At 69.2% G+C, this 16,574-nt stretch carries 15 protein-coding genes; all 15 read left to right on the top strand.

The genetic code is table 11. The annotated features are described in order from the left end of the window. The first annotated feature begins 157 nt into the window (after positions 1-157). Positions 158-1,201 carry an ABC transporter substrate-binding protein gene (locus tag ACTWQO_RS00155; RefSeq protein ID WP_443235083.1) on the top strand — a complete coding sequence of 348 codons (1,044 nt, stop codon included), beginning with the start codon at positions 158-160 and terminating at the stop codon, positions 1,199-1,201. 4 nt (positions 1,202-1,205) lie between these two features. Next, positions 1,206-2,054: an ABC transporter ATP-binding protein gene (locus ACTWQO_RS00150; RefSeq protein WP_443235082.1), complete on the top strand. Its 849-nt coding sequence runs from the start codon at positions 1,206-1,208 to the stop codon at positions 2,052-2,054. Next, complete coding sequence (locus ACTWQO_RS00145) at positions 2,051-3,028, top strand: ABC transporter permease (RefSeq protein ID WP_443235081.1); 978 nt, start codon at positions 2,051-2,053, stop codon at positions 3,026-3,028. Before ACTWQO_RS00150 ends, ACTWQO_RS00145 begins: the two co-directional genes overlap by 4 nt. 74 nt (positions 3,029-3,102) lie before the next feature. Further along, complete coding sequence (locus ACTWQO_RS00140) at positions 3,103-4,458, top strand: LLM class flavin-dependent oxidoreductase (protein ID WP_443235080.1); 1,356 nt, start codon at positions 3,103-3,105, stop codon at positions 4,456-4,458. Next, complete coding sequence (locus tag ACTWQO_RS00135) at positions 4,455-6,068, top strand: FAD-dependent oxidoreductase (RefSeq protein ID WP_443235079.1); 1,614 nt, start codon at positions 4,455-4,457, stop codon at positions 6,066-6,068. Before ACTWQO_RS00140 ends, ACTWQO_RS00135 begins: the two co-directional genes overlap by 4 nt. Further along, on the top strand, positions 6,065-6,433 hold the full coding sequence (locus ACTWQO_RS00130; RefSeq protein ID WP_443235078.1) for a 4Fe-4S dicluster domain-containing protein: 369 nt from the start codon (positions 6,065-6,067) through the stop codon (positions 6,431-6,433). Before ACTWQO_RS00135 ends, ACTWQO_RS00130 begins: the two co-directional genes overlap by 4 nt. Before the next feature lie 51 nt (positions 6,434-6,484). After that, on the top strand, positions 6,485-7,384 hold the full coding sequence (locus ACTWQO_RS00125; protein ID WP_443235077.1) for a TauD/TfdA dioxygenase family protein: 900 nt from the start codon (positions 6,485-6,487) through the stop codon (positions 7,382-7,384). Positions 7,385-7,474: 90 nt separating this feature from the next. Beyond that, positions 7,475-7,933, top strand: a complete 459-nt coding sequence (locus ACTWQO_RS00120) for an RrF2 family transcriptional regulator (protein ID WP_443235076.1) — start codon at positions 7,475-7,477, stop codon at positions 7,931-7,933. A gap of 54 nt (positions 7,934-7,987) precedes the next feature. Next, positions 7,988-8,173 carry a putative leader peptide gene (locus ACTWQO_RS00115; protein ID WP_443235075.1) on the top strand — a complete coding sequence of 62 codons (186 nt, stop codon included), beginning with the start codon at positions 7,988-7,990 and terminating at the stop codon, positions 8,171-8,173. Between the two features lie 142 nt (positions 8,174-8,315). Further along, a complete protein-coding gene (locus tag ACTWQO_RS00110) occupies positions 8,316-9,422 on the top strand; it encodes an aliphatic sulfonate ABC transporter substrate-binding protein (RefSeq protein WP_443235074.1) in 1,107 nt (368 codons plus the stop codon). 40 nt (positions 9,423-9,462) lie between these two features. Further along, positions 9,463-10,260: an ABC transporter ATP-binding protein gene (locus tag ACTWQO_RS00105; RefSeq protein WP_443235073.1), complete on the top strand. Its 798-nt coding sequence runs from the start codon at positions 9,463-9,465 to the stop codon at positions 10,258-10,260. Beyond that, positions 10,247-11,173: an ABC transporter permease gene (locus ACTWQO_RS00100; RefSeq protein WP_443235072.1), complete on the top strand. Its 927-nt coding sequence runs from the start codon at positions 10,247-10,249 to the stop codon at positions 11,171-11,173. Before ACTWQO_RS00105 ends, ACTWQO_RS00100 begins: the two co-directional genes overlap by 14 nt. 346 nt (positions 11,174-11,519) lie before the next feature. After that, positions 11,520-12,971, top strand: a complete 1,452-nt coding sequence (locus ACTWQO_RS00095) for a DUF1996 domain-containing protein (RefSeq protein WP_443235071.1) — start codon at positions 11,520-11,522, stop codon at positions 12,969-12,971. A gap of 600 nt (positions 12,972-13,571) precedes the next feature. Continuing rightward, complete coding sequence (locus ACTWQO_RS00090; RefSeq protein ID WP_443235070.1) at positions 13,572-15,059, top strand: UDP-N-acetylmuramoyl-L-alanyl-D-glutamate--2,6-diaminopimelate ligase; 1,488 nt, start codon at positions 13,572-13,574, stop codon at positions 15,057-15,059. 230 nt (positions 15,060-15,289) lie between these two features. Continuing rightward, a complete protein-coding gene (locus ACTWQO_RS00085) occupies positions 15,290-16,510 on the top strand; it encodes a metallophosphoesterase (RefSeq protein ID WP_443235069.1) in 1,221 nt (406 codons plus the stop codon). Positions 16,511-16,574: the final 64 nt, after the last annotated feature.

The following is a 16,574-nucleotide window of genomic DNA, read 5'->3' as shown; positions in this document are numbered from 1 at the left end:
GCACAGCTCCTCTTCGCTCCATTTCACAGCCGGCTTCTGCGCAAGCCGCTGTTTTCAACAGACGTCTGCCGTGTCCTCATAGCCATTTCTGCTGAGGTCTCTTCCGCCGTTCGACGTCTGCCTTTTCCTTTCCCCGTTTCCTGAACAGGACCCTTCCATGGCCACGACGGCATCGACACGACGTCACTTCCTCACCCTGGTCGGTCTTTCGGCGGTGTCGGTGAGCTGCGGCACGACCGCGTCCGGAGCACCGGCGGCCAAAGACCAGACCAAGACGCTGAGATATCAAGGCTGGGCCGGTCAGGTCACGTTGCCCGAACTGGCCGATGATCTCGGCTACCTGGAGGACGTGAAGCTGGAGTGGGTCGGCAACACGATCAGCGGACCGCAGGACATCCAGTCCGCGGCCACGGGTCAGGTCGACTTCGGCGGCGCGTTCAACGGCGCGGTGGTCAAGCTGGCCGCCAACAACGCTCCCATCAAGGCCGTCATCAGTTACTACGGCGCCGACAAGTACGCCTACAACGGCTTCTACGTCCTCAAGGACAGCCCGATCCGCTCGGCCCGGGACCTGATCGGCAAGAAGGTCGGGATGAACACGCTCGGAGCCCACTCCGAGGCCATGCTCGACATCTACCTTCAGCGGGGCGGTCTGTCCCAGGCGGACATCGACAAGGTCGAGCCGCTCGTGGTGCCTCCGGTCAACACCGAGCAGTCCCTGCGCCAGAAGCAGATCGAAGTGGCCGTACTCGGCGGCATCCTGCGCGACAAGGCCCTGGAGACCGGCGGCATCCGCCCGCTGTTCACTGACTACCAGTTGCTCGGCGCGTTCAGCGCCGGCACGTACGTCATGACGGACCGTTTCCTGAAGCAGAACCCCGACACGGCCCGGACCTTCGTCACCGCCGTGGGGCGGGCCATCGAGTGGTCCCGTGCCACTCCGCACGAGGAAGTCGTCGACCGGATGACGGAGATCGTGAAGAAGCGCGGCCGCAACGAGGACACCGCACCGCTGCGGTTCTGGCGGTCCTACGGCGTCGCGGAGACGGCGGGCCGGATCACCGGCAAGGAACTCCGGCTGTGGATCGACTGGCTGGCCGAGCGGGGCGATATCAAAAAGGGCCAGGTCACGCTGTCGGATCTCTACACCAATGAGTTCAACGCCTACAAGAAGTCCTCCTCCGCCAAGAGCGGGAGCTGATCCCATGCCGGAAGCCACCACGCAATCCACAACGCCCAAGATCGTGTTCGAGGACGTACGGAAGGACTTCACCATCAAGGACCGGACGAGGGCCGGGCAGGCCACCCGGTTCACCGCCCTCGACGCTATCGACCTGGAGATTGTTGACGGCGAGTTCGTCGTCCTGGTCGGTCCCAGCGGCTGCGGAAAGTCGACGCTGCTGGAGCTGCTCGGCGGCCTCACCCCGCCCACCGGCGGGCGGATCCTGCTGGACGGCGAACCCGTCACGGGGCCCGGACTGGACCGCGGCATCGTGTTCCAGCAGTACACGCTGCTGCCGTGGCGCACGGCGCAGGGCAACGTCGAGTTCGGCCTGGAGGCCACCGGCGTCCCACGGCGTCAACGGGCCGCGCGCGCCCGGGAGTTCCTGGATCTGGTCGGCCTGACCGGGTTCGAGGACCGCCACCCGCATGAGCTGTCGGGCGGGATGCGACAGCGAGTGGCGATCGCCCGCAGCCTCGCCTACGACCCCGATGTGCTCCTGATGGACGAGCCGTTCGCCGCGTTGGACGCCCAGACCCGGGAGTCGCTGCAGGACGAACTGCTGCGCATCTGGCAGCGCACCGGCAAGACCGTCGTGTTCATCACGCACGGCATCGACGAGGCCGTCTACCTGGGACAGCGCGTCGCCGTCATGACGTCCAGGCCCGGCCGGATCAAGCAGATCGTGCCGGTCGCCCTCGGCCCCCGTACGGCGACGGACGACCTCCGCTCCAGTCCCGAGTTCGCACGTCACCGCCACGAGATCTGGTCGCTGCTGCACGACGAGGTGGCCAGAGCCCAGCAGTTGGAGAAGGAGGAGGCCTCCGTATGAGCTCCACGACCGACGCGACGAACACGACAGAAACCGTCCGGGCGCCTTTCCTCACCAAGTCCGCCAAGTCCACTGAGCCCGTCACGTCCACTGAGCCCGCCTCGTCCACCGCTTCCCCGCGCGCCGCCTTATCGCCCCCGGAAGCGCGCCGGGCTCCCTCCCTCACGGCCCGCGTCCGCCGGACGGCACTGCGGACGGTCCGCCGGCTGCCGTACCTGCTGCTGAAGGGGGCGACCAAGTCCGCGGCCATCGTGGCTCTACTCCTGCTGTGGGAGATCGCGCCACGAGCCGGTCTGGTGGACCGGACCTTCCTGCCGCCGTTCAGTGAGGTCGCCGACGCCTGGTGGGGGCTCGCCGCAGACGGTCAGCTCGCCGACAACGCGCGCGCCAGCCTGGCGCGTTCGTTCAGCGGATTCGGTATCGCCGTGGCCGTCGCCGTACCGCTCGGGCTGCTGATCGGCTGGTACCGGCCGGTCGCCGACCTTCTCGGACCGCTCCTGGAGGTGTTCCGCAACACCGCGGCGCTGGCCCTGCTGCCGGTGTTCGTCCTGCTGCTGGGCATCGGAGAGACCTCGAAGATCTCCATCGTGGTGTACGCGTGCACCTGGCCCATCCTGCTCAACACCATCAGCGCGGTCCGCAACGTCGACCCGACCCTGCTGAAGCTGGCGAAATCCATGGACCTGTCCGCGCCCCGGCTGTTCCAGAAGGTCATCCTGCCGGCCTCGGTACCGGTGATGTTCACCGGCATCCGGCTGGCAGGAGCGGTGTCGATCCTGGTGCTGGTCGCCGCCGAGATGATCGGTGCCAAGGCGGGACTCGGCTATCTGATCAACGCCTCGCAGTACAACTTCGCGATCCCGCAGATGTACGCGGGCATCATCACGATCTCCGCCATCGGCGTGGTCTTCAACCAGTTCCTGGTGACCGTCGAGCGACGACTCAGCTCCTGGCGCGTACCCGCGGGCGGCTGACCTGCCCGCCACCGCACCGCCCTCGCCACCTCCTGTCACCCGCTGCTCTCGCTGCCCCCGATCCGAGGAACCCCATGACCGCGCCCAGACCCCGTCAGCTGCATCTCAACGCCTTCCTGATGAACGCGGGCCACCACGACGCCGCCTGGCGACACCCGCGCACCCAGCCCGAACGCGTCACCGATCTGCGCTACTTCCAGCACCTCGCACGCACCGCCGAGCGCGGCCTGCTCGACTCCGTCTTCCTCGCCGACGGGCTCGCCCTGTGGGGGAAGGTCCGCCACAACGCGCTCGGCGGCTTCGAACCGCTCACCCTGCTGTCGGCCCTGGCGGCGGTCACCGAGCACGTGGGCCTGATCGCCACCGTCTCCACCACCTTCAACGAGCCCTTCCACACCGCCCGCAAGTTCGCCTCCCTGGACCACATCAGCGGCGGCCGGGCCGGCTGGAACATCGTCACCTCCGGCACCGTGAACGAGGCCCGCAACTTCGGGCAGGACGAGCACCTGGAGCACGGGCTGCGCTACGAGCGGGCGCGGGAGTTCGTCGAGGTCGCCACCAAGCTGTGGGACAGCTGGGAGGACGACGCGATCCTGCTCGACCGTGCGCGCGGCGTCTACGCCGACACCGACAAGGTGCGCGAGATCAACCACCGCGGAGAGTACTTCGGGGTGCAGGGCCCGCTGAACGTGCCGCGCACCCCACAGGGCTACCCGCTGCTGGTGCAGGCCGGTTCGTCGGAGGACGGCAAGGAGTTCGCCGCCCAGTACGCCGAGGCCGTCTTCACCGCCCAGCAGACCCTCGCCGACGGTCAGGCCTTCTACAAGGACCTCAAGTCCCGGCTCGCCCGCCACGGCCGCACCGGAGACCAGCTGCTGGTGCTCCCCGGTATCGCGCCCGTCATCGGCTCCACGGAGGCCGAAGCTCGCGCACTGGAGCAGGAGCTGACGGACCTTCAGGTTCCGGAGTACGGGCTCGCCCAGCTGTCCGGCATGCTCGGCACCGATCTGACCGGACTGCCGCTGGACGGGCCGCTGCCCGAGCTGCCGGAGGAGCGGGACATCAACGGCAACAAGAGCCGCTTCGCACTCGTCGCCGAACTCGCCCGCCGCGACGGCCTCACCCTGCGCGAGCTCATCGCCCGCCTCGGCGCCGGACGCGGCCACCGCGTCTTCGCCGGCACTCCTGAGCAGATGGCCGACGAGATCGAGGAGTGGTTCACCGAGGGCGCCGCCGACGGCTTCAACATCATGCCGCCCCATCTGCCGGGCGGCCTGGAGGACTTCGTCGACCACGTCGTACCCATCCTGCAGCGGCGCGGGCTGTTCCGTACCGAGTACACCGGCCGCACCCTGCGCGAGAACTACGGTCTGGCCCGCCCCGCCAACCGGCTGACCGCGACAGCCGCGGGAGAGGAGGTGGCCGTATGAACGGTCTCGACCTCACCACGGACGTCCTGGTGGTCGGCGGCGGCCCCGCCGCCACTTGGGCCGCGCTCAAGGCGGCCCAGGACGGAGCGGACGTCGTCCTCGCCGACAAGGGCTACTGCGGCACCAGCGGCGCCACCGCCTCCGCCGGAACGGGCGTCTGGTACGTCCCCCCGGAGCCCGCCGCGCGCGAGGCCGCCATGGCGAGCAGGGAGGGACTCGGCGGTTACCTTGCCGACCGGCGCTGGATGGCGCGGGTGCTGGACCAGACGTACGCCGGGATGAACGAACTGGCGGCGGCAGGGCGCTATCCCTTCCCGACGGGACCGGACGGAAAGCAGCTCAGGAACGGCCTCCAGGGGCCGGAGTACATGCGCAGGATGCGGATCCGCGTGCAGCGGGCCGGGGCGCGCGTCCTCGACCACAGCCCGGTCACCGAGTTGCTCACCGATCCCTCCGGGGCGGTCGCCGGGGCCCGGGGGCATCGGCGCCAGGCCGGTCAGCCGTACCGGGTGCGCGCCGGGGCGGTCGTACTGGCCACGGGCGGCTGCGCGTTCCTCAGCGGTGCTCTGGGCTGCAACGTCAACACCGGCGACGGCGCGCTGTTCGCCGCGGAGGCGGGCGCGGAGATGTCCGGGATGGAGTTCTCCAACGCGTACGGCATCGCTCCCGAGGGAACCTCCGTCACCAAGACCGCGTTCTACTCCTTCGCGACCTTCTACCACGAGGACGGCACGGTCCTGGAGGGCGCGGCCAGCCAGGGCGGCCGGTCCGTGATCGCGAAGGCCCTGCTCAGCGAGAAGGTGTACTGCCGCCTCGACCGGGCGGACGAGGCGGCCCGGCAGGCCATGCGGCTGGCCCAGCCGAACTTCTTCCTCACTTTCGACCGGCTCGGCATCGACCCCTTCACCCAGCGCTTCGCCATCACCCTCCTCGCCGAGGGCACCGTGCGCGGCACCGGCGGCATCCGCATCACCGGCGACGACTGCTCCACCACCGTCCCAGGGCTGTACGCGGCCGGGGACGCGGCGACCCGTGAGCTGATCTGCGGCGGCTTCACCGGCGGCGGCAGCCACAACGCCGCCTGGGCCATCTCCTCGGGGAGCTGGGCGGGTCAGGGCGCGGCCCGCCACGCCCGCTCGCTCGGCGTACGCGCCGTCACGAGGCGCCTGGTAGCCGCCGGCGGGGCCGGGCTCCGGCCCACCGGGACACCGGGTCCGGCCGAAGCCTTCCGCGAGGTCGTCACCGCGGTCCGGGCCGAGGTGCTGCCGTACGAGAAGAACTACCTGCGCCACGGCGACCGGCTCACCGCCTCGCTGGAGGTCCTCGACAGCCTCTGGGAGCAGTCGCGCGCCTCCCTGCGCGCCGAGGGCGGGGACACCATACGGGCGAGGCAGGCGGCGGCCATGGCGGCACACGCCCGCTGGATGTACGCGGCCGCACTGGCCCGTACCGAGACCCGCGGCATGGCCAAACGGCTCGACTTCCCCGCGCAGGACCCCGGCCGGCGCCACCGCATCACGACGGGCGGTCTGGACCGGGTGTGGACCCGAGTCGAGCCCCTGACGAATGCGCCGGCCACGTCAGCCGTACCCCTGGAGGTGGCTTCATGATCGAACTGGTCTCGGCGGAACGCTGCATCACCTGCGACAAGTGCATCAAGGTCTGCCCGACCAACGTCTTCGACCGAGGCGAGGACGGCATCCCGGTTCTCGCCCGCCGCGACGACTGCCAGACCTGCTTCCAGTGCGAGGCGAACTGCCCGGCCGACGCCCTGTTCGTCGCGCCCCTGACCCGACCGCTGCCCGACGACTCAGCCGCCCGGGACGAGGACCACCTGGACAGTACGGGGCTGCTCGGCAGCTACCGCCGGCACATCGGCTGGGGACGGGGCCGCACCCCCGGCGCGCTGCGGGCCATCGGCCCTCCCCTCAGCCCGCCGGGGACCAAGGGAACCTCACCGCCCATCACTTCATGACCACCCGACGATCACATACCAGCTGATCACCCCTCGAAAGGACACCCGCGCATGACCACCAGCACCGACTTCGACATCCGCAGGATCGGCGGCCGTATCGGCGCCGAGATCCTCGGCGTGGACCTCTCCACCGGCCTCACCCCCGCCGTCGTCACCGAGATCAACTCGGCACTCCTGGAACACAAGGCGCTCGTCTTCCGCGACCAGCACCTCGACGACGCGGGCCAGCTCCGCTTCGCCTCCCTCTTCGGTGAGCTGACCACCGCGCATCCGACGGTCCCCTCCGTCGACGGGCAGCCGAACATCCTGCCGGTCGACGGCGACGAGGGGATCCGCGCCAACCAGTGGCACACCGATGTCACCTTCGTCCGTACGCCCCCGAAGGCGTCCACGCTGCGCGGCATCGTGGTCCCGCCCTACGGCGGCAACACGCTCATCGCCAACTCGGCCGCCGCGTACCGGGATCTGCCCGAGCCGCTGCGGGAGCTGGCGGACAAGCTGTGGGCGGTGCACACCAACGACTACGACTACGCCGCCCCGAAGAGCGACAAGGCGGCCGAGTACCGCAAGCGGTTCGTCTCCCGGAGGTACCGCACCGCCCACCCGGTGGTCCGCGTCCATCCCGAGACCGGGGAACGGGGGCTGTTCATCGGCGGCTTCGCCCAGAGCATCGTCGGCCTCGGCCCTTCCGAGTCCCGGGACCTGCTGCGCATCTTCCAGTCGTACGTCACCCGCCCGGAGAACATCGTGCGGGTGGCCTGGACGCCGGGCGACCTGGTCCTGTTCGACAACCGCATCACCCAGCACTACGCCCCGGACGACTACGGCGACCTGCCGCGCCTGCTGCACCGGGCGACTGTCGCGGGCGACGTCCCCGTCGGCGTCGACGGCACCCTCAGCCATGTCATCGAGGGTGACGACGCCTCCCATTACACCCCCGCCGCGGCCTGAGTCCCTCGGCTGCCGGGCAGGGGCACCTGCTCCTGCCCGGCGGCCTGCTCGAAGCGAAGGCCGGCCGAAGCCTTGAGGGATACTGTGCGCATGCGGATCTCAGCCAGGGCGGATTACGCGGTACGTGCCGCGCTGCAGCTCGCCGCGTCACGGGATGACGGGCCGCTGAAGGCCGAGGCCATCGCCGACGCCCAGGACATCCCGCACAAGTTCCTCGAAAGCATCCTGAACGACATGCGCCGGGGCGGTCTCGTGCTCAGCCAGCGCGGCGGCAACGGCGGCTACCGGCTGGCCAGGCCCGCGGAGTCCATCAGCATCGCCGACGTCATCCGCGTCGTGGACGGACCACTGGTCTCGGTACGCGGGGTCCGCCCGCCGGACCTGTCCTACACCGGCCCCGCCCAGTCACTGCTCCCCCTGTGGATCGCGCTGCGGTCCAACGTGCGCGAGATCCTCGATGGCGTGTCGCTCGCCGACGTCGCATCGGCCCAACTGCCCGCCCCCGTATCCGCGTTGACGGACGCTCCGGGAGCCTGGGTAAACCCCTGACACGCTGGGCATCCGCACAGGCATTCCAATAATCGAGACGGCCGCGTCCATCATATGAACACCCCCTTGGGGCGGGCGCCGCCTTCTGCCACGATCCCTATCAACCTGATGGGAAAACTAGGAATGTGCGGGGTGGCCATGAGAACGCTCAACCGTGCAGTCCGGCCGCTCCCCCTCCTGACCTCGCGTCGCCACATCGACCTCGGGCGCACATCCAGCGCCATCTGTCGGCCCGTCTGAGACCGTCCGCAGGACATCCTGTGGGCCGCGCCGCCACCCACGCCTCCCCGTCAGCGGGCGGCGAGCGTCGCCGAGCCATGGGCCCTACGCCTCGCGCCTTCCGCATCTCCCTGATCAACCCATTCCCTGAGAGGACACCTCCGTGTCTGCCGCAAGACCGCACACCATCCTGCGCACGTTCGCCGTCATCGCGGCGCTCCCCCTGCTGCTGACCGCATGCGGCTACGGTTCCGAGTCCACTGATGACGACAAGCAGACCGAGGTCGCGGCGGACGCCAAGAAGCTGTCCGCCGACGAAGTGAAGATCGGCTACTTCCCCAACCTCACGCACGCCACCGCTCTGGTGGGCGTCCAGGAGGGCCTGCTCCAGAAGGAGCTCGGCGGCACCAAGATCAAGCCGTCGACCTTCAACGCCGGACCTTCCGAGATCGAGGCACTGAACGCCAAATCCATCGACATCGGCTGGATCGGCCCCTCCCCCTCCATCAACGGCTACGCCAAGTCGAACGGCAAGAACCTGCGCATCATCAGCGGTTCCGCCTCCGGCGGCGTGAAGCTCGTCGTCAACCCGGACAAGATCAAGTCCCTGGACGACCTCAAGGGCAAGAAGATCGCCACGCCGCAGCTCGGCAACACGCAGGACGTGGCGTTCCTCAACTGGATCGCGGAGAAGGGCTGGAAGGTCGACGCGGAAAGCGGCAAGGGCGATGTCTCCGTGATCCGTACGGACAACAAGATCACCCCGGACGCCTACAAGTCCGGCTCCATCGACGGCGCCTGGGTGCCGGAGCCGACCGCGTCCAAGCTGGTCTCCGAGGGCGCCGAGGTGCTGCTCGACGAGTCCGATCTGTGGCCGGACAAGAAGTTCGTGATCACGAACATCATCGTGCGGCAGGACTTCCTCAAGGAGCATCCGGACATCGTCGAAGCCGTGCTGCGCGGCTCCGTGAAGACCAACGAGTGGATCAACGCCAACCCGGAGAAGGCCAAGGCGTCCGCCAACACGGCGCTGGAGAAGTTGTCGGGCAAGGCGTTGCCCGCCGAAGTCATCGACCCTGCCTGGGAGTCCATCACCTTCCTCGACGACCCGCTGGCCTCCACCCTCGACGCCCAGGCGGAACACGCCGTCAAGGCCGGTCTGCTGGAGGAGCCCGACCTGAAGGGCATCTACGACCTCGCACCGCTGAACAAGGTCCTCAAGGCCGAGGGCAAGGACGAGGTCGCCGACGCCGGTCTCGGCGCCGAGTAACGACCCACCGGATCCGATGAGTTCCCAGGAGGCGAGGACCATGGCCACCACGATCGTCAAGGCTGCCGAAGACGCCACGGCGGCAACGCACGCCGCCCGCATGGAGCATGTCTCGAAGTCCTTCCCCGCGCCGGGCACGCCCGGCGGACAGCAGCTCGTGCTGGACGACATCACGCTCGATGTGGCGCCCGGCGAGTTCGTCACCCTCCTGGGAGCCTCCGGCTGCGGCAAGTCCACACTGCTCAACCTGGTCGCGGGACTGGACCTGCCGTCCGCCGGCTCGATCGACACGGACGGCCGGCCCGCCCTGATGTTCCAGGAACACGCGCTGTTCCCGTGGTTGACCGCGGGCAAGAACATCGAGCTGGCGCTGAAGCTGCGCGGCGTCGCCAAGCCGGAGCGCCGTCAGGAGGCGGAACGGCTGCTGGAACTGGTACGGCTGCAGGGGTCCTACGGCAAGCGGGTGCACGAGCTGTCGGGCGGTATGCGGCAGCGCGTCGCACTGGCCCGTGCGCTGGCCCAGGACAGCCGGCTGCTGCTGATGGACGAGCCGTTCGCAGCGCTGGACGCGATCACCCGTGACGTACTGCACGACGAACTGACCCGTATCTGGGGCGAGACGGGCTTGTCGGTGCTGTTCGTGACACACAACGTGCGGGAGGCGGTGAAGCTGGCGCAGCGGGTGGTGCTCCTGTCCTCGCGGCCGGGACGGATCGCCCGGGAGTGGACCGTCGGCATTCCGCAGCCGCGCCGTATCGAGGACAGCGCGGTCGCCGAGCTGTCCGTCGAGATCACCGACGAACTGCGTAGGGAGATCCGCCGTCATGGCCAGCACTGACCCCGGCGTCGACATCAACAAGGACGGCTCCCCGGCAGCCGGGGAGCCCCAGGACTCATCGGACCTGGCGGGATTGGAGGCAGGGCTCGACGCGCTGGACTCGGTCCAGGCCGGCCGTACATCGCTGCGCGAGACACTGATACGCAAGGTGCTGCCGCCCATCACGGCCGTCGCACTGGTGCTGGTGGTCTGGCAGCTGCTGGTGTGGGCGGAGGTCGTCGCCGCCTACAAGTTGCCCTCGCCGTCCGCGGTGTGGGACGAGGTTACCGACGCCTGGCGGCAGGGCACACTGCTCGACTACATCTGGACCAGCGTCTCGCGCGGCCTGCTCGGCTTCCTGATGGCACTCGCCATCGGCACGCCGCTAGGCCTGCTGGTCGCCCGGGTGAAGTTCGTCCGGGCGGCCATCGGCCCCATCCTGTCCGGTCTGCAGTCACTGCCGTCCGTGGCCTGGGTGCCACCCGCCGTGCTCTGGCTGGGCCTCAACAACTCGATGATGTACGCCGTGATCCTGCTCGGCGCGGTCCCGTCCATCGCCAACGGCCTCGTCGCGGGCATCGACCAGATCCCCCCGCTGTTCCTGCGTGCCGGGCGGACACTGGGCGCGACCGGACTGCGCGGGGCCTGGCACATCGTGATGCCGGGTGCGCTACCCGGCTACCTGGCCGGCCTGAAGCAGGGTTGGGCGTTCTCCTGGCGGTCGCTGATGGCTGCCGAGATCATCGCCTCCTCGCCCGATCTGGGCGTCGGGCTCGGCCAGTTGCTGGAAAACGGGCGGAACAACTCCAGCATGTCGCAGGTGTTCCTGGCCATCTTCCTGATCCTGCTCGTCGGCATCGCCATCGACCTGCTGATCTTCAGCCCAGTGGAGCGGCGGGTGCTGCGCGGCCGGGGGCTGCTGGTCACCCGCTGAACGAACGGATCGTGAGCAGCACCGGCTCGACCGTGGGGCGATGACCCCGGCGGGCCGGTGCTGCTGTTGCGGATGAGGCGGCCCGACCCAGTCAGTCGACGAACAGCCCCCGCGCCGCCGCCCGCGCGTCGAACTCACCGTAACCGTCCTGGGTGACCTGTTGCCCGTGACAACCATTACTGAAAGCTGCCCCGGCCCGGATTGGGCCCTCATGCACTGTTTACGGATGGAGGAACCTACGAACCTGAGAATCCGCTGAGTATTCGGGCCGCACATTCGTATCTGAGGATGCGCTTCCCCCATGCCGGAAGTCCTGCCGGCTCCGGAGATGTCCTTGAGAGGCCTGATGAGACGCAACACGCGAAGAAGATCGAAGACTGCCCGCCGGGCGGTAGGCGCGGCGGCCGCACTGGCCATAGGGGCCGGTGGGCTAGTGGCGGTCAACCTCTACGCCTCGGCCGACGAAACCAGCGCGTCGAAGGGCTCCACCCAGAACCAGGCGCTCGCGGCCGGCACCTCCACCATTGACTGCCCCGACGTCGGCCAGCAGTTGACATCAGTGCCCGCCAAGGCGAAGGCCCAGGTCGACAAGGAACTGGCACTCCTCGACAAGCAGATATCCGAGGCATACCAGCGCCTTTCCACCTCCCAGAAGGCGATTCAGCAGGACCCCAACTTCGCCCAGAACGCGATCGTGGGTCCGCTGAAGGACAAGCGGAAGGCGACGATCGACCGGATCGCCATCGCCATCGGCCGGGTGGCCGCCAAGCCGCAGGGCCTCGACGCCTTGGCGGCCTGCACGCTGCGCGCCACCGGCAGCGAGCCCACCGGTCAGCCCACCGCCGGTCAAGGCGGCAACAACACCAACGCCGGCGGGACCGGCAACGGACCCGTCGCCGCCGACTTCGTGGACATCACCAAGGTGAAGCCCAATGTGCGCACGCCGGCCAAGTCGGCGAGGGCCTCAAAGGGTGTCTTCGTCAGCAAGTGCGGGGTGAACGCCAACAAGCTGTACAACAGCGACAACGTCATCGTCGCGCCCGGTGTCACCAACGGCGCACACCACGTGCACGATTACATCGGCAACCAGGACAACGACGCCTTCTCGAGCGACCAGGACTTCGCCAAGGCCGGGACCAGCTGCCAGAACAAGGGCGACAAGTCGTCCTACTACTGGCCGGTGCTCCGCCTGCAGGACGGCACCAAGGAGTTCGACGCCGACAAGCAGGGCGGCGGCGCCGAGGGCAACACGGGCCGGATTCTGACGGCCAAGAAGGCCACCTTGAACTTCGTGGGCAGCCCTCGCGGCAAGGTGGTGGCGATGCCCCAGTTCCTGCGCATCATCACCGGTGACGCCAAGGCGTTCGTCAACGGCACGGCCAACGCCAACGCCTCATGGAGCTGCACCGGCTTCGAGAACAAGGTGCAGTTGAAGGACAAGTACCCCCTCTGCCCGTCAGGCAGCGACGTGGTGCGCACCTTCAAGTTCCAGAGCTGCTGGGACGGCAGGAACATCGACAGCGCCAACCACCGTACGCACGTGGCCTTCGCTGACGCAGCCGGCAACTGCCCGACCGGCTTCAAGGCCATTCCCCAGTTGGTGCAGCGTCTGGTGTACGACGTGGACGCGCCCAGCGTCAGGGACAACGGCAAGACCCGTCCGTTCTTCTCGCTGGACAGCTTCCCCGAACAGCAGCACAAGCCGGTCACCGACCACGGTGACTTCATCAACGTCTTCGACGCGAAGCTGATGAACAAGGCGGTCCAGTGCATCAACACCGGACGTAAGTGCAGCTGAGTCCGAGTACCGAGCGGTGGGCGTCGTGCTGACGACGCCCACCGCCATGAACGGAATGCCCTCGATCACCCCTCCGTGCCGCCCGCTGCACCGCTGCCGGGGCCACCGAGGGCGCCGGACGAGGAGGTACCCGCCTCGTGCGCGCTCGGTGGCGCGCCGAGCGTGGCCTTCGGGCCGCTCGGGCGGACGTACACTCGGCACATGAGTCGCACACGTGCCGTGAGGGACAGCCTGCAGCGGGCTGCCTGTCGGCTGTGCCCGGCTGCCATGGGATCGGCTGCCGCAGGCCCGGCGACCGCAGCTGACAATGAGGCGCCCGACAGCGGCCGCATCGCGCTGCACGGCCACGGCTAGCGATTCTCCGCGCCCTCACCGGGGCCAGGCCCTGGCCTCGCTCGGCTCGCTTTCCTCGCAAACACACCGCAGGCAACACGGCAGGACTGCTGCTGCCGGCCTGAGCCGCCGGATCCGGTTCTGACCGGACGCGTCCGCGACACCTGCGCACCCGCTCAACGGCACCACCGCAGCTTCCGGCGCACCGCCGGGGCTGCCGCCTGGCGACGGCCGCACGACGGCCCGAGCCACTTCGAAGGGATCACTGTGAAGCTGAGCGAGTTGCTGGCCGGGCAGGAGCACCACGTTCTGCAGGGTGACCCGGCAAGGACGGCGATCACCGCGGGAACCACCTTCGACGCCGACCGGGTGACGCCGGGTTCGCTGTTCATCGCCGTGCCCGGCCACCGTGCAGGCGGCCCCGACTCGGTGGCACCTGCCCTCGCATGCGGCGCGGCGGCGGTACTCGTCGACGCCGCGACGCCGGCACCGGAGGCGTCGGTGTGGGAGTCGGCACCGGAGGTGTGCGTCGTACGGGTGCCGGACACCCGGACAGCGGCCGCGGTCGTCGCCTCCCGCTATTTCGGTGAGCCGGGGCGGCAGATGGACATGGTGGCGATCACCGGTACCAACGGCAAGACGTCGGTCTCGTACATGGTCGAGTCCGTCCTGCGGATCTCCGAGGGCGCGAAGGTGGGGGTCATCGGGACCGCCGGCAGCCGGATCGGCGACGAGCTGATCCCGATGCCGAGGTCGGTACTGACCACGCCGGAGTCGCCGGACCTGCAGTACCTGCTGGGGTGCATGCGCGACCGCGGAGTCGGCAGCGCGGTACTGGAAGCCACGTCCATGGCGCTGCTGACACACCGGGTGGACCGTACATTCATCGACGTCGGCGTGTTCACCAACCTGACGCAGGATCACCTGGACGATCACGGAACGATGGCGAACTACCGGGACGCCAAGCTGCGTCTGTTCCAGGGCTTGTGCAGGCACGCTGTGGTCAACGCCGACGACCCGGTGGGCGCCGGGATCCAGGCGATGATGCCGGGCGCGGTGACCACGTACGCCTTGGACGCCGAGGCGGACTACCGGGCCACCGACCTCTCCGTGGACGCTTTCGGCACGCGTTTCATCCTGCACCACGACGGCCGCAAGTATCCGGCGGCGATCCCCGTCCCGGGCCGCTTCTCGGTGGCCAACGCGCTGGCCACCGTGGCGGCCTGCCACCTTCTGGGCCACGATCTGGGCAGGCTGGTCGCCGCCCTCGACCGGATGCCCGTGATCCCGGGTCGGTTCGAGCGCTTCCAGACGCCGCGCGGCACGTCGGTGATCGTGGACTACGCGCACTCACCGGACTCCCTGGACAAGGTCCTCACCACCATCCGCGACTTCGCACGCGGCCAGGTCATCACCGTCTTCGGCTGCGGCGGGGACCGGGACACCACCAAGCGGACGGACATGGGCAGGATCGCCGGAACCCACTCCGATCTGTGCGTCCTCACCTCGGACAACCCCCGAGGCGAAGACCCCCAGGCCATCCTGGACCAGATCGCCCCCGGCATCGCGGCGACCGGCACACCGTTCGAACGGTTCACCGACCGCCGTCAGGCCGTCGCCTTCGCTCTCTCCGCCGCGGGCCCGGACGACATCGTCCTGATCGCCGGCAAGGGCAGCGAGCCCCATCAGATCATCGGCGACAAACTGCTCCCCTTCAGCGACATGGCAACCGTGCTCGAACTCACCCGGGGATAGCGGGCCCTGCCGCCTCAAGCGCGGACCGCCCGCGCCGTACTCGGCCCGAAAGCGCCTCGCCGGTCCCTACTGCCCTTACCGCGGAAGTGCACCGATTCGGTGGTCGGATCGCTCACGCTCGGCGCCGGTCAGCTCGCCCCACGGGGCCGCACCCATGAACGCCCGTCCGGCCGGCCCGAGGACGACCGGATACAGTGCGCGAGAGGGCAGCCTGGTCAGAGAGGGGCAGCGTGACCGACACCAGCGACACCCGACCCGCCGACAGCGAAGCGCAAGCTCCGCGGCGGAGCCGACTGCGCCGCCTGATGCGCTACATCCCCCTGATCGCCCCCGTCCTGCTGTGGGCCGTGCCCTGCTGGGTGCTCCTGCACGCCGGCCAGCACTGGCCGCTGCCCGTCACGCTGGTCGGTACCGCCCTGTTCGCCCTCGGCCTCCTTGGTATGCCGCTCGCGATGGGGCGCGGCCATGGCCGGCGCCAGCAGGACCGGGCGGCGATCGTCGGTGACACCCTGCTGGGCACCAGCTGGGTTCTGTTCACCTGGTCCATTCTGCTCGGCGTCCCCTTGTGGCTCGCCCTGACCGTGGCCGGCGTCGGCGAGAGTCAGGACCGGGCCCGAATCGTCACGTGGGCCGTCCTCGGCATCTCCGCCGTACTGCTCGCCTGGGGGTACGCCGAGGCCCGCCGCGTGCCGCGCGTGCGCCGCCTCGACGTACAACTCCCACGGCTGGGTGCCGGGTTGGACGGCACCCGCGTCGTCCTCATCACCGACACCCACTACGGCCCACTCGATCGCGCTCGCTGGTCGGCGCGGGTGTGCGAGACGGTGAACACGCTGGAAGCCGACCTGGTCTGCCACACCGGCGACATCGCGGACGGCACGGCCGAACGCCGCCGCGCCCAGGCCGCCCCGCTCGCTACCGTGCGGGCCACCCGGGCCCGGGTCTACGTCACCGGCAACCACGAGTACTACAGCGAGGCCCAGGGCTGGGTCGACCTGATGGACGAACTGGGCTGGGAGCCGCTGCGCAACCGCCATCTGCTGCTCGAACGCGGAGGCGACACCCTCGTGGTCGCCGGCGTGGATGACGTCACCGCCGAGTCCTCCGGCCTGGCAGGCCACGGCGCCCACCTCGCCGGAGCCTTGAACGGAGCCGACCCCGACCTACCCGTCCTGCTCCTGGCACACCAGCCCAAGTTCGTCGACCGGGCGGCAGCCGGCGGCGTCGACCTCCAACTCTCCGGCCACACCCACGGCGGCCAGATATGGCCCTTCCACCACCTGGTCCGCATCGACCAGCCCGCCCTCGCCGGCCTCAGCCACCACGGCGCCCGCACCCTCCTCTACACCAGCCGCGGCACCGGCTTCTGGGGCCCGCCGTTCCGCGTATTCGCCCCCAGCGAGATCACCCTGCTCGTGCTCCGCTCCCCGCACCTGCCCACCTCGCCGTAGCACTGGGGGGCCAGTACCACCAGCAGCCGAAGAATCTGCCGGTACCGGGTAAAGGAGTTCGTGT

The organism is Streptomyces sp. 4N124 (assembly GCF_052245395.1).
Taxonomy (GTDB): Bacteria; Actinomycetota; Actinomycetes; order Streptomycetales; family Streptomycetaceae; genus Streptomyces.
This window is presented reverse-complemented; position numbering and strand designations above follow the sequence as displayed.